Genomic DNA, 13,933 nt, shown 5'->3' on the forward strand with positions numbered 1-13,933 from the left:
GCGGCGGTCAACAAGTTCACTTCGGTGTTAATTAAAACTAAAACGTTGTTTTTTCATAGAACTTTTGACACTACCTCAACTCTACTGACACATTAGTACAACAAGAAAATGGGTTCGCCGAAGCGTTTCCATCTATAACTATTGCAACCCGTTAACGCAAGAAGAACCCCTTTTTATTTACTGGTAAACCCTTTCCCTACAACTGTTTTTTTATCTAAATCAACAAAAACTATAAGCGTTCCAGAAGAATCGGTTTGAGTGTTGTTAAAAGTAACAGAGTAAACTTGGTCTTTGTCATATCCCTTATCAATCAGAGACTTGTTTTCATTATTAACTGATATTTTCTCTACGATTGAATCTTTTGGACTAACAGGAACTAAATCTTGTTCTTCATCTGTAAGACTATTGAATGCTATCATTTCAATCGACAATTTGTTCTCAGATGGAACTAAATTACAACCCATCAAAGTTATAAATAAAAGAATCGTCATTGGAACAAATTCTAACCTTTTCAAAGATTTCTACCTCCTTTTCATACTAATAACTTCTTGAATTAAACTGGGGACGGAAAACAATCTATAACTATATTTTAACATAATTTTTCCAATTCCTTTTGAAAAATAGGTTCGCTCAATATAAAGCGAACCTATCTTAAATATATAATATCATTCAATAAAAATTGCTTATTTGTTAAACCTAATCGTTGGGCGGGTGTGGCAACAACCTTATCCTTTCCTTCAGTTGTTTCATAGGTCAAACAAAAGTTGTAATAGGTTCTAAGTATGGTAAGAGCCATTTGAGCATACTTAGGATTGAAGTTCGAATAGATATAGCTCTTGCCATCGCCACGAGCAGTAGTCAAAGGTCTTTCTAAAATGGATAACCTTCTTCTGATATTTTGAATGAATACATTTGTCGCATTGTCATTTACATTCAAAATAAGATTGGCTATATCCGATGGTTCGTATGAGGAAAGGTCTGTTTTGCAATCCACCGAACGAAAGCCTCTATCTGGTGAGGCTAACGGATGTTGAATCGGGTTATCCGCATACACATTAAATCTGCTTGTTCCTGTTGATATTTCTTTATGGAAGCTGTGTGTTTCGAACAAGTCGCTCAGATAATAATACGCTAGTTTCCGTAAAGATTTCGTTCCGATGTCTCTTAAAGAACCCCATTCAATTAAGTCAAACTTGGCTTGTTTAAACTCCCGTTGTGCTTGTTTCCTAGTTTTCGTTTTATCTGTTTGGCATAAAAAATGATGGGCATCGTATCGCTGAAATTCATCCGAAAATACACGATATATGGCGGTCATAAGCGATTTATCATCGTCAGTGATAAAACGCCATTCAGAAGCCTTTACGAGCTGTTTTATGAGCCATAAGTGAGCGATTGTTGTATAGGTTTGATGAACGTGCAATCCATCCACATATTTTGCCCTGCGATTAAATTTAGCAAGGTCATTTTCGTACTCGGATATTGTTTGAGTATCATTCTTTGATGGTGGTTGAGGATAATGGCTGTATTGACCAAATCTTGCATTTTTCTTTGCAAAATCATTTAAATGGTCTTCTTTTAATAACACTGTATCAAGTGCTATATCACCCATCGTAATGTCCCAATCATATGCAACATCTGACCGAAATACATACCTTGATAAAACGTCAGCAGTCACAACAACATTCGTTGGAAATTGAGGTTCTTCCGTATCCAAGAAGCTAGAGTTCCCTTGTCCTTTTTGACGAACATTATTTAAGTGATAGGTCATTTTGTCGGTGTTCAGCCATATTTCTTTAAACTCCAATGCTTCAAATTTTCTCGTTTCATTTCGTTCTAGAAATTCTAGACACTTATGATACAAAAGTTCTAATTTGTCATAATATGTCCCTCTGCCAATCTTAAGCATTTCGCAAGTTCTTGTGATTGGAGTTCGATTCAATAGCTTCTCGGCAAACCTGGGCAATATCTCGCTTCGTTTTTGTTTATAGGTAGTTGTTTGCACCTTGTTTGGCAGAATGTTAGTTTTCTTCTTGCAAACTTTACATTGCCAAACTTGAGCACCAACTTTACTTTTTCCTTGCTTATAAAACCCTTCTGGCGAATCAAATGGCGTTAAGTCTTCAGCCGAACATTCATCTTTATGAAACTGATAATCAGGCTCGATGTCTTTAACTTTGTTTATTGTAGTCAATCTATCAATTTCAATAGCCACTGACCAATTTGAAACCGTAGTTGTATTGCAATTTAACGACACGCCCCTAGTAGTGCCAATCGGGTCAGGGTTACATACAAGGGATTTATCCATTCCATAACCACTTAATTTATAACGACTAGGTTTTCCTTTGACATCAAACTTCTTTTGGGGTAATCCACACCATTTACAAAATGGATTTGCACAATGATTGTATTGTATTTGATGCGTATGACCGCTCCAAGTAAATGTCACAGGTGCAAATAGAAGGTCTTTATATTTCGTAGCAAATTGCTTTGGATTTAAAACATTATAATCCTTAGCACGATTGGTTGTTTCCTTGTTACTAAGTGGAGAATATACCACGACTATATTATCTTCTTTTGTAACCAATCGCTTTAATTTAGCCAATCTTATTCTCCTCCAGCAATTCTTCTAGTTCAAGCTGCTTTACAATCCTTCGATTGTTTCGCTTACTTTCAATCCATTTGATGAAGTTTTCATCCTCAAGCAAATTACGGAGGAACATATCCACAATTTCACTTTCGCTATATTCCGTGTATTCGGAGTAATATTTTACGATTGCCCTTGTCTTTTCGGATAGCTTCCAATCCACTTTTTCCACATTCTTGTTCTTTGGTTCAACAAATTTCATCCTTTTTCACCTCAAATCATTAGCAAATTTTTAACATAGTAATTAGCGGAATTTTAGCATAGGTTTTAAACGGGTTACAATATATATTGTAATGCCAATAATTAGTATGCCAATTCTGGTGCTGATTTATACGTCAAAGTGCAATAAAGATTGATTTAATTGCACAAAAAGAGAGGTTAATTCATATGCGAATTACCTCTCTAATTACTTTGCTATTTAATGTTTTCTCTCCGCCAACCGAACCCGTTACGTAACCAGTCTCCACCTTTTAGATAAATATTATTTATTTCCACCTAAGTATAGACGACCATTTTTTCTTGCCTTTTGTTTAATATTGTCATGACAATAAATATTTTCCTTTGGTATAATTATTGATAATGATTATCAATAAGGGGGGCATTATGATGGAAAAACTCTACTTCTGCAAGAAAAACAAAAAAGGAACAAAAAGGATATTCAAAGCCCTTCAAGCGCTTTTTCCCCTTCTTAAAATCAAACGAAAAGATTGTTTAGGAGAATGTAAAACATGTCGCTCTTGTCCTTTTGTCCTGCACAATGGCAAAGTCCGAAAAGAAGAAAACGCCAAAACCCTCTATTTGGAAATCAGCAAACACATTGCCCAAAACAAGTAGAAAAATACTTAAACAAAAAACTAGTCGAAATTTAGAGATCCTTATTAAGCTAAACAAGTGTACTTTAATAAAAGAAAGATAAACATAAAACCCCGCTTATTTATGCGGCTACCAGGCTTCTCCAGAAGCCAAAACCGTTGATAAATCAACAATGTATAAAATCGTGCATTATCGATAAAAAACGAATTAAAGCCAAACCCTTGATAATATTGGGTTTGGCTCTTTGGCTAACTTCTTTAAATCAATGATTATGTTGAATAGGAGAATTGTGAAATTGATGTTAAATACGAATTAGTTATTGCATAACGTTTACAGTTCCATTTCCAATAAAGTGATGGCCATTTGTTAAAGCTCCACTGATTGTGATAGCCGCTTCATCCTTGCCCTCACCAATCGCATCCTTTAGTGATTCAGCAGATGCTTTAAAGGTAAGATGTGATGACTCAATTGAGAGAATCTTCACGTCGATTTCCTGTTGATTCAAAGTCACTGTTACTGTGTTTTGATCAATTGAAGAAATAATTGCTGTTTCTGGATAGTCAAGCTTTGCTGTCAGTGTGATCGTTTCTTTATTTTCTTTAAGGTTGATCACTTCAGGCTTAACATCGACATCAGCTAGAACGGTTGTATAGATGTTTGGCTGTGGCGGTGTTTCCATACCTGCTCCTAAATAAAAGCTTGTGTGTGGCGGCTGATTGTATGCTACATTTTGCCACGCGATGCCTAAGCGATAGACAGGGTCATGCATTAATGTGTGGATGCGGTGCTCTGTTACGCTTGTTGTGGTATACATTCTTAATGCTTGGCTGTCCTCAGTGCGCCAGATGACTTCCTCACGCCAGTCACCGATTAAATCTGCTTGTAAGCTAGGATTTCCCTTTGTATAGTTGTTTGAATACGTTCCGTCAGCAGTTAAAAGATTGGTAGTTTTATTGTTTTCATAATCCCATTTATCGATTGTTCCAACACCGACCGGCTCCGTCCATTTGTGATCCAGGAGCTCACGGAGAAGGTCGCCATCCCACCAGATGCCAGCATTCGGATAGAGAGGAACGGTATCACTTATTTTTTCACCTTTACTTGAGTAGAGGCCATAAAGATTGCCGCGATTGCCAGGCGGATCTGCTGCCCATGCCTCGGCACCCTCATAGCGCGGGTCAATATCGGCAGCCATGCCTCTTCCTACATCAATGCCTTCATATACGCCCCAAAGCGTTTCACCGGAATCGGCATCACGGAATTCGAGATGATATTTTGCGCTTTTGCTTTCATGTACCTGGAACACTTCCATGCCCGGGCGGCTCGGATCCAAGTCACTTAGGTGCATGGCATCGCCATGGCCCAGCCCTGTTGTGTAAAGCCCTGTTCCGTCATCATCTACAGCCATCGCTCCGTAAATAATTTCATCCTTTCCGTCTCCATCAACATCGGCAATGCTCAGGTTATGATTGCCCTGCCCAGAGTATGCTTCATTACCAGGTTCATAGCTATCAAAAGTCCATTGCTTTGTTAGTTTCCCATCGCGGAAGTTATAAGCAACAAGCACTGACCTTGTGTAATACCCGCGCGCCATAATCAGGCTCGGCTGTTTGCCATCAAGATAGGCAATCCCTGCAAGAAAGCGATCGCCGCGGTTGCCATAATTATCGCCCCAGTCAGCACTGTCCCTTGTTGGCTCATAATTTGTTGTGACAAGCTCTTTTCCTGTGTTCCCATCAAAAATCGTTAAAAACTCAGGTCCTTCAAGGATGCGCCCTTGGCTATTCCGGTAATCGGCCGAAGCATCACCTATGACTTTTCCTGTGGCATCTTTTGTGCCGTCTGCTGTTTTCATAGCAACCTCTGCTTTTCCATCACCATCAAGGTCATATACCATAAATTGCGTGTAATGCGCACCTGCGCGGATGTTTTTGCCCAGGCCGATTCGCCACTTAAACCTTCCATCCATCTCATAGGCATCAACAAATACTTCACCTGTATAGCCGTTATGTGAATTGTCCTTTGAATTTGAAGGATCCCATTTCAGCACAATCTCATAATCACCATCGCCATCAAGGTCGCCCACGCTCGCATCATTGGCACTATATGTATAAGCATCGCCTGCCGGTGTCACACCGCCTTCAGGCTTTTTCAGAGGAATGTCCTTGTATTGATTTGCCCATACCTCCACTTTTTCAGACTTTCCTTGTTCCTTGCCATTAAGGACAGCTCTTACTTCATAAGTTGAATCCACAGTCCCTTTCTTATCAAGATAATTCGTACTCGCTGCTATTGGCTTCTTGTTTAGCTTTTTCCCATCGCGATAAAGATTAAAGGTAATCAATTCAGGCTCTGTCCCTAACAAGCGCCAGCTGACAAATACCCCTTCCTCTGTCTTGACAGCAACAAGACCGCGATTCAAATGCTCCATTTGACGCAATTCCACCAGTTCACTCGTTGGTGCGGCCGCAGTTGCCACCTGCTGTGATTGCGGCAAGCATACACTTGTGAGCATGGCAGCAATGAGACAATGTTTAAACTTGATTTTCCTTTTCACCATATACCCCTCCCAATTGTGTCGTTATTCCACATCAAAGTGAAATACTATGTTTATCGTAAGAACCTTTTCATTTGCCAACAATGATACTTTTTTGTTTTAGCTTTTGACCATTTTTGTGAAACCTGCACTTTATTGACAAAAGCAAAACTTTCTTCCTATCTTAAGGAAATTAACAGGCTTATTATCCTAGCAATAACTATGTATTTAGATTTATTTTACTAGCACTCTTTTGTGGACCAAGAGGGATAATGAATTTAGTTATCTCTTTTTTCAGCAAAATCCATTCTAAACATTGACCAATCAAAACTTGTATTCTTAATTTTTTCACTCAGATCCCCATAAATTACCAATTATTCTCACTTTAACCTACAAAGCCCATTTATCGACAGACGGGCTACCACCCATTTATCAACTACATATAATTAAAAGAAATTATTATCCGATATTTTTAGGAGGTTTTTTCCTTTGTATTATTATTATTCGGTACCACCTTATCGACCTGTACAATCTTTATTCCCAGAATTGTTTAATTTTCAAGGTACTAATCCACAATTTTCACATGGTCAAAGAATTGAAGTATTTTTACCTGGAAAAGGAAAAAATCTGGGATATTTATAAGGTTCATTCCACCATTATTTGCAATAATACAATTAGATAACGGTCAAATTCATATGGTTAATATCAATCAAATAACTAGCGAAGGAACAACAACAGCAGGAACAGGAGGAATGCCTGGAACTCCTGGAATGCCCGGAACAGGAGGAATCCTTGGAATCCCATCAGGAAGATATCCATATTATTATAAATATTAGTAAAAAATAGTTTTGTAGAATATATTCTTTTTTCATGAGTAGTTCTTGTTACACCTTTTTATTGACGAACTTTTCACTTCCATTAGTCCAACTTCATTACCTTATTTCGGAATGTCCAATGTGTATCATGAAGGCAGCTTTATTCGGCTGCTTTTTTGTTTGAAATGGTATTGTATTTGTCAACAGCCCCAAATCGAAGATCCTTTTTATGCTACTAATTTAGTTAAAGTCTCCCAGTCATTTTTGGAGCATTCCGTCCTCTTTAGTGCTTTTTTCTTTTTTGTTATTGAAATAGTATGAAAAAATCCACATAAATTCATCACCATATATGCTACGAACAATGGTCATCATTTCAATAAAATCAAGAAGTTATCCGTATGAATAATGTAATGGTAATGCCCCTTTCAATAAAGAATTATGTAATGGCTCTTAATCTTCGAAAATCTTTAAATGTAATTTTTCCCAGCCACATTTATGGGATAGCCATCATAGATAGTAAAAACACTTCCAGCAATATACCCCTAGTCAACCTGCCTACGCCAAAGCTCGTGAAGCATATGAACATTATGATTACCTGATTCACAGACTTTGTAAGTAACATACTGGAAAGCTTTAGGACCAGTTAAGATTATATTGCAACTATTCCTTACGATATATGGGATATTCCAATATGAAGTTAGTTCAATTCCATCTCCAGCATAGGTGATACCCCCTTCCCTATATATTGCTGGAATAGTTCCGAGGACACCATTTACCCCAAACACAAATGTAGAGTGGGACGGAATTTCCCTAGTTGTAGTCATTGCCAAACTCCCAAACGTTATACTTTCCTTTACCTTTCTCAGTGTAATGCATAAGGGATACATTTAGAAAAAAGCAATAAGCTACCTTTGATAATTTTCTTTTCTTGTGCTAATCATTTTTTTAGGAATGTCTAACCACCCTGCACCTTGTTTATCAACTAAAAAAATCATCATTGCCAAATAGTAAGAGAAATAAATGATTAATGAGAAAACATCATGACGAAATTTTCTTGTTAACGATCATATAATTTAGAGGTTAAATATTTCTTAATTCTTCACCAACGTAATGAATAAAGGAGGGTGTCTTCTGCTGTATTTTATAAAGGCAAATGATTTCTTACATGGTATTTCAGTTAGATTTCGAATTTCTATTCAAGAAATTTTAAAGGCAATTGGTGCGTTATCCCAACAGTTTCCTTTACGAGACATTGATTGAATAAATCCAAGTTTCTTAACCTTCTGTCGATATTCTGGATTTGTATAGTGAAATCCTTGATCAGAATGGAGAATAGCTTCTGGGTGAACGTTTCCGTCCAAAGCAGCAATTAAGTTATCAAGTGTTCGATAAACAAGTCTCATTTCCAATGTTGTCGAGAGATAATAGGCCAAAATTTCGCGTGTAGAACCGTCTTTAACACATGACAAATAAACAGGTGTTCCATTTTCTAAATAAAGATAGGTAATGTCAGTAAGTAACACTTTACCAGGCTCACTATGTACAAAGTTTCGATTTAGGATATTAGCACAAGTGCGGTGTTCTTGTGTTGCCTGAGCCATTCGTTTGTAAGGGTTTGACCTTCTAATTTTGGACCTTAGGTTAAACTTATTCATAATACGATAGATTTTCTTGAGATTCATCACAGTGAAATAGTCATTTTCTAGTCATGGCGTCGATGGCACTATCTGATGGAGGTTCAATCTTTCGTTGGCGAAACGTTTTCAGCACTTTTTCGCGCAGTGATTCCTCATCCTGTGTATGATCGAGTACCTTGTCTATTAACCAACGTGAAATATCTTTAACATCCTGATTAGAATGTTCTCGAAAACCGAAATATTAACGAATTTCAGCCCGGTGCCGCTTAATGGATCGTCCTTCCCAGGAGTAATATTTCCATTGATGAGCAGGGGTGTTAAGCTTCTTCGCTAAGAAATTAATGATTGAGAAAGGAATTGATGAGGGTTTCATGGGAAAACAAGCTTCTTGCTGAAAATATTTGAACAGCACAACAAAAACCAAGTTGCGTATTTATGTTAACTTTTTTAATATCACTGCAAATCGATTCAGCTATTTCCTCTGGTGTAGCTTCTCCCTGTATATAAGAACCAAGATGTTCCCCCCAAGAGTCGGCATCGACAAGATAAAGGTCAAAAACTTCATTATTTAGCTTAACCCCCAAAGTATACAAGGCAGAATCTAGCTCAAATCTTTTCTTTTCGGCAACGATCAACCTGAAAATTAATTCTTTCAATGCACATTCACAGGTCAAAACTTTATTCACCTCTTTGTAAAGTTTAAAATTACCGGTCCCAAAACGCTCCGATTCCTGTGAGTCGGCACACCCTGTGATGGAAAGATAAACTTCTTCGATGATAAAAGCCGTCTTAAGAAAAGTTTAAGACGGCTAAGGCAGACCACTAATGGGGATGTTGGCGAAACTTCTTTATGCATAGAAAGCCGAAACTAGCTTGGTTCATGTTCGGTTCTGGGTACGGTTGCTGAAATGCTATCATCCTGTTCCGGCTGAGTTGCTCCACTGGGTGGAATATGCCTCAGTAGTGACGCAGCGAAAATTGCTACGCCAATCAACATGATTGCACTTACTGTCGCGACTGTATTCATCCCACTGGTGAAAGCTTCCCTAGCGATGGTGAGAAGTTCCGTACCCAGTGGATCAGAGAGTTTTTGGGCTGCTTCCGTAGCGCCTACCAAGGTGTCACGAGCAGCCTCGGCTGCCTTAGGTGGAATATCAACTGGAATGTTGTCAGCAATCTGGTTACGGTACACAGCCTTTCCGACGCTTCCCAGTACAGCAAGTCCCAGTGCGAAGCCAAATTCGGCGCTTGTCTGAGACATCCCACCTGCTAATCCCGCTTTCTCAGGTGGAGCTGATCCAATTATCATATTAGTAGACAGTGTCATCATTGGTCCACCCCCGAAGTTGGTAAGAGCATAACCTGTCACTAATATTGCAAAACCTGAGGCTCCATTAACCTGGGTAAGTAAAAAGAGACCTGTCACCGAGAACGCTAATCCTGCCCCAATTAAGTAAGCAGGTCGTATTCGACGTGCTAGGAGTGGGGACATCACCTTTATTTTATGGAATCCCGGCAGCAGGAGAGGTAGCTCGAACCGTAACAAATATTAAGAATGGCGCCTCTTCACCTATTGCGGGAATCACACATGCTTTATTTGTTTTATTAGTATGGGTATTACTTGCACCTTATGCTTCACATGTTGCGCTTGCAAGCCTAGCTCCGGTTTTAATGGTAGTTGCATGGAAGATAAGTAAAAAGGAACAATTTGCTAGTATCCTTAAAGAAAAATCGGGAAATTCATTGGTTTTAATGATTACCTTTTTGTTGACAGTCTTCACTAATTTAACAACGGGAATTGAAGCCGGGTTATGCTTTTCTTTCTTACTCTATTTTAAAGAGAGAATGAAAGATAATCGAACTCAATTAGAGAAGGCCAGTTAATGGACCTGATATGACCAATGTTTAGCCGGATAAGCGAGGGGCATCATTGCCCTAACGTTCCTCGGAGCCGAACGTAACTTTTTGAATGAGACTTAATTTAATATGTTCTATAGGTTTTGGGGTTCTTACTGTAATTATATTGAACCTTTTAAATAAAAGAAAAGATGTTACATTGAACAAGTAGCAAAAAGGGATCTTCGATGGAAGATCCCTTTTTTCAGGCCGATATTCCTTCATTATGTAAATTAGTTTTGCATAAAGTATGCATTTATTTTTTTGTTTAAATCTCTGTTATTAAACTGTAAACAAAAGGTAAAACAACATAACCTTAAAAATGTTTAAGATGAACAATATACATTGTTAAAAATTTCTCTTCTTTTTAGTTCCATATTAATGATAGGGTTTCGACAAAAATTTCGAGAAGGAGATTATTGTAATACTTCAAAAACAAAATTTATTTTACGACTTTTTTATTAAATGAGTTCTGTCTTCCATTTGTGGTGGTTCTTCAAACCATCCTTTTTTAATCATAATTTTAACTCCTTCGTTACCGTAGAAGTATATATCCTTGGCTAATAATGTCATTTTTATGGATATATCATTTCTCAAACTAAACATTACCCCAAAACTACTTCCCACAAGTCCGAAACTATTGAAAAGATAAATGCAAAACATCATAAGCTTTTGAGAAAATGGAGCTATAGTCGAAGTAGTTACTGTGCTACCAGAAGTAGCTGAAAATTGAACATCGTTATCTAGAAGAATTTCTTGAAAAATTTTTATCTGTTTCTTAGCAAGTTCTTTTCCTTTTACAAAATATTGTTTAACCTCTTTATCCTCTGCGCATTGTGCGAAACCGGTAATTAGTTGCATTCCAATATTATTTGTTTCAATTCCATGATGAAGGATGCCTATCTCCGTATCATTTAAAGCCCTTTTATCACCAAATAGATTTAAACCATTCATATAATTTTTACTTTTAATAAACTCAGTAGATTTAGGCATTGTAACATTTGGCGGACGAGTGAGAATACCATTTTCAAGTAAAAAAAGAGTACATTGTTTATAAATTCTTAATGTGACAATATTGAGTCCTTGATAAATTGTCATAACATCGTCACTATAAGCCATATTCATATTAATTGTGTATATACCCATACTAATTTCTTTTAAAATACGAAGAAACATAATATCAAATCCATTGTCATACAATTTAGGAGCCTCTAAATTAACATCTTCTTTCTTAAATCCAACAGGAACTACTATTCCTTCCTTTTCAAAAATTTCCTCTACTCTTGTTACATAATAATCCAGGTCTTGCCATAATCCTCCCATAATATTCCTAGCTTTTTGGTTATCAGCTTTTTCTATGAAATATTCTAAAATTCTTAGGATAAGTGTTTTTTCTTGATATATAAGCCAAAGTGTTCCAACTTCAGATGAACTCACTGGTTTTTTAACATCCAAATTTTTGTACCTCCGTACACTTTTTAATTAAAGTTTGTTTCCAAAGATAACAAATTATTCAATTAACGATTAGATTACCATTTAAGCTCATAAATGCGTTAAAACGTACTCAAGTTAAATAAAAAGCAACTCAAAAAGGTTAATGAATTGCGCGAGCAATGTCTGAACGAAGCTATCTGATTCTAAATTTCATCTTGCATATACATAGAAATATTGAATGAATTGGATTAGTTGGAACCCCGTATGCGGTGAAAGTCGCACGTACTGGTGTAAACGAGGGGAAAAGGGAGCGATAACTTCAAACCCTTACCTATTGTATAGGAAGGCTTATAGAGCAAACGGGAAGTAATTTGCAAGATAGTTCTTTTTGAACAATTTACTAGAATTGGTAATTATGATACCATATAAGAGTGGATATGTACGGAAGGAGAATGGATCTTAATGGGAGATATCCTTTAATGGCTAGGTAATTGAATGGATTTGTTGATTCCCTTTTTATTGAAGGGTCAATTTTTCATTTTTATTTAAAACATTATAGGATCGCTGGGTTCATGTGCTATAAACACACCGAGCGAATACCTATTTTAGGTATTCGTTTTTTTATTTGGTGAGCATACATCTCCAATAGCACTTTGTTTAGCGTGTCCGTGAGGAGATGCTTTTATGAAACGATTAATGAATAAGATCGCGATTGTTACTGGCGCAAGTCGAGTAATGGGCATAGGTACTGCAATATGTCGAGAATTAGCCAGAGAAGGCGCAGACATTTTTTTCACCCATTGGTCAAAGTATGATCGTCAGATGAAATATTTTATTGATGATGATTCCGATTGGTCGCAACATCTTATGGAGGAGATCCGCAGCTTTGGAGTACGATGCGAATCAATGGAATTGGATCTTTCGCAACCAGACGCACCGAGGAAACTGCTTGATGAAGTTAATGAGAGACTGGGCTCTCCATCAATTCTTGTAAATAATGCAACATATTCCGTTGACGTAGATTTTCGTTCTATAAATGCAGATATCCTCGATGCTCATTATGGCGTAAATATTAGAGGAACGTGTCTTTTGACTGTTGAGTTTGCTCGTCAAATTGAAGGAAAACCTGGTGGTCGAATTATTAACATGGTGTCAGGTCAAGACAAATCACCTGAGCCTGGCAATTTGGCTTATGTTGCAACAAAAGGTGCTGTTTCTACTTTTACTAAATCAGTCGCTATTGAATTAGCGCCACATAAAATCACGGTGAATGCCGTAGATCCTGGACCAACTGATAGTGGATGGATGAACAGTGAGTTGAAGGAATACTTATTACCGAAATTCCCAATGGGTCGAATCGGTAAACCTAGAGATGCTGCAAAGTTAATCGTCTTTTTAGCAAGTGAAGAATCTGAATGGATTACGGGACAAATTATCCATTCAGATGGAGGCTTCTGGTGATTTAACTTATTAGTGGTCGCCAACTTTTATTTGTTCTTCTACGGATGTCTAATGTTCAATAAGTGTGAACTCTTTTCAACGGCCTGAATAATTCCAGATAGGGCGCCTTTCTTTAACAAGGCGTCTTTTTGTATTGGGCCATATTCTGGAGTAAGAAAGAAAATTAGACGGTACATCTTGAATTTAAAGTCATGCCATTAAAGGGGTTAGTTGAAAACCAGGATTTGTATTACGGTTTATCGAAAGTCATATTCGGGAGGAATATTTAGATGTCAAACCATGAAAACGAAGAAATGCTAACAGGAGGGAATGTCTCTAACGTTTATTGTTCGGGAGATACTGTACGACGAGAATTAAAGCCAGATAGTCCCACATAAGCTATTAAAGCATTTGGAGAACAAAGGTTTCAGTTATGCACCAAAGTTTTTAGGTATTGATGAAAAAGGAAAAGCTATAATTTTTTAAAAATAGTTGTATATAAACCTAAAAAACTGGCAAATCTAATTATGTATCCCTTCACCTTGAAAAAGCATTTGCTTTCAATAAAACAAATACTCCTTTTTTTACTTTTTAACTTAGGCTTTATTTATCCCTTGAAAAATTGGTTTAGGCTTATGTAGTCATAAAAAAAGCGCAAGGCGCCTGCCTATCGGCGACAAGCATAAGGCGAACAGGAATAGAAGGTGTACTTTACCTT

Annotated in this window: 13 protein-coding genes and 2 pseudogenes; 5 read left to right on the plus strand and 10 right to left on the minus strand. The window is 37.2% G+C overall.

Annotation, left to right across the window (positions count from 1 at the left end):
* Positions 1 to 173: 173 nt before the first annotated feature.
* From Q1B07_RS24095 to Q1B07_RS24105, 3 genes are all read right to left on the minus strand, one after another.
* The gene (locus Q1B07_RS24095) at positions 174 to 515 is read right to left on the minus strand and encodes a hypothetical protein (RefSeq protein WP_299094719.1); all 342 of its coding nucleotides are present in this window, start codon (positions 513 to 515) and stop codon (positions 174 to 176) included.
* A gap of 131 nt (positions 516 to 646) precedes the next feature.
* The gene (locus Q1B07_RS24100) at positions 647 to 2,602 is read right to left on the minus strand and encodes an insertion element protein (protein ID WP_299094721.1); all 1,956 of its coding nucleotides are present in this window, start codon (positions 2,600 to 2,602) and stop codon (positions 647 to 649) included.
* The gene (locus Q1B07_RS24105) at positions 2,595 to 2,846 is read right to left on the minus strand and encodes a hypothetical protein (protein WP_299094723.1); all 252 of its coding nucleotides are present in this window, start codon (positions 2,844 to 2,846) and stop codon (positions 2,595 to 2,597) included. Before Q1B07_RS24105 ends, Q1B07_RS24100 begins: the two co-directional genes overlap by 8 nt.
* A 401-nt stretch (positions 2,847 to 3,247) precedes the next feature.
* Here Q1B07_RS24105 and Q1B07_RS24110 point away from each other — a divergent pair, with 401 nt between their 5' ends.
* Entirely contained in the window at positions 3,248 to 3,478 is a 231-nt protein-coding gene (locus tag Q1B07_RS24110; protein WP_299833970.1) for a DUF1450 domain-containing protein, read from the plus strand.
* Positions 3,479 to 3,773: 295 nt separating this feature from the next.
* Here Q1B07_RS24110 and Q1B07_RS24115 read toward each other — a convergent pair whose 3' ends face one another.
* Positions 3,774 to 5,888, minus strand: coding sequence for a rhamnogalacturonan lyase (locus tag Q1B07_RS24115; protein WP_299094744.1), 2,115 nt, complete (start codon positions 5,886 to 5,888; stop codon positions 3,774 to 3,776).
* Between the two features lie 800 nt (positions 5,889 to 6,688).
* On the opposite strand from Q1B07_RS24115, the gene Q1B07_RS24120 reads away from it, so the two are divergent.
* Positions 6,689 to 6,829, plus strand: a complete 141-nt coding sequence (locus Q1B07_RS24120) for a hypothetical protein (protein ID WP_299094728.1) — start codon at positions 6,689 to 6,691, stop codon at positions 6,827 to 6,829.
* A gap of 521 nt (positions 6,830 to 7,350) precedes the next feature.
* Here Q1B07_RS24120 and Q1B07_RS24125 read toward each other — a convergent pair.
* From Q1B07_RS24125 to Q1B07_RS24140, 5 genes are all read right to left on the minus strand, one after another.
* Positions 7,351 to 7,632: a hypothetical protein gene (locus Q1B07_RS24125; protein ID WP_299094731.1), complete on the minus strand. Its 282-nt coding sequence runs from the start codon at positions 7,630 to 7,632 to the stop codon at positions 7,351 to 7,353.
* Positions 7,633 to 8,004: 372 nt separating this feature from the next.
* Positions 8,005 to 8,490, minus strand: coding sequence for a DDE-type integrase/transposase/recombinase (locus Q1B07_RS24130; protein ID WP_299094734.1), 486 nt, complete (start codon positions 8,488 to 8,490; stop codon positions 8,005 to 8,007).
* 196 nt (positions 8,491 to 8,686) lie between these two features.
* Entirely contained in the window at positions 8,687 to 8,818 is a 132-nt protein-coding gene (locus Q1B07_RS27115; protein ID WP_366945278.1) for a hypothetical protein, read from the minus strand.
* On the minus strand, positions 8,784 to 9,101 hold the full coding sequence (locus Q1B07_RS24135; protein ID WP_299094736.1) for a hypothetical protein: 318 nt from the start codon (positions 9,099 to 9,101) through the stop codon (positions 8,784 to 8,786). The genes Q1B07_RS27115 and Q1B07_RS24135 overlap by 35 nt, the downstream gene beginning before the upstream one ends.
* A 212-nt stretch (positions 9,102 to 9,313) precedes the next feature.
* Positions 9,314 to 9,775, minus strand: a complete 462-nt coding sequence (locus Q1B07_RS24140; protein ID WP_299833973.1) for a hypothetical protein — start codon at positions 9,773 to 9,775, stop codon at positions 9,314 to 9,316.
* 161 nt (positions 9,776 to 9,936) lie between these two features.
* On the opposite strand from Q1B07_RS24140, the pseudogene Q1B07_RS24145 reads away from it, so the two are divergent.
* Positions 9,937 to 10,329: pseudogene (locus Q1B07_RS24145) on the plus strand (SulP family inorganic anion transporter); the annotation flags it as partial.
* 459 nt (positions 10,330 to 10,788) lie between these two features.
* Here the strand turns inward: Q1B07_RS24145 and Q1B07_RS24150 are convergent.
* Positions 10,789 to 11,796: a DUF3231 family protein gene (locus tag Q1B07_RS24150; protein WP_299094740.1), complete on the minus strand. Its 1,008-nt coding sequence runs from the start codon at positions 11,794 to 11,796 to the stop codon at positions 10,789 to 10,791.
* A gap of 663 nt (positions 11,797 to 12,459) precedes the next feature.
* On the opposite strand from Q1B07_RS24150, the gene Q1B07_RS24155 reads away from it, so the two are divergent.
* A complete protein-coding gene (locus Q1B07_RS24155; RefSeq protein ID WP_299094742.1) occupies positions 12,460 to 13,236 on the plus strand; it encodes an SDR family oxidoreductase in 777 nt (258 codons plus the stop codon).
* Positions 13,237 to 13,505: 269 nt separating this feature from the next.
* Positions 13,506 to 13,695: pseudogene (locus tag Q1B07_RS24160) on the plus strand (aminoglycoside phosphotransferase); the annotation flags it as partial.
* Positions 13,696 to 13,933 lie beyond the last annotated feature (238 nt).

The sequence above is a fragment of the uncultured Metabacillus sp. genome (assembly GCF_947503125.1).
GTDB lineage: Bacteria > Bacillota > Bacilli > Bacillales > Bacillaceae > Metabacillus.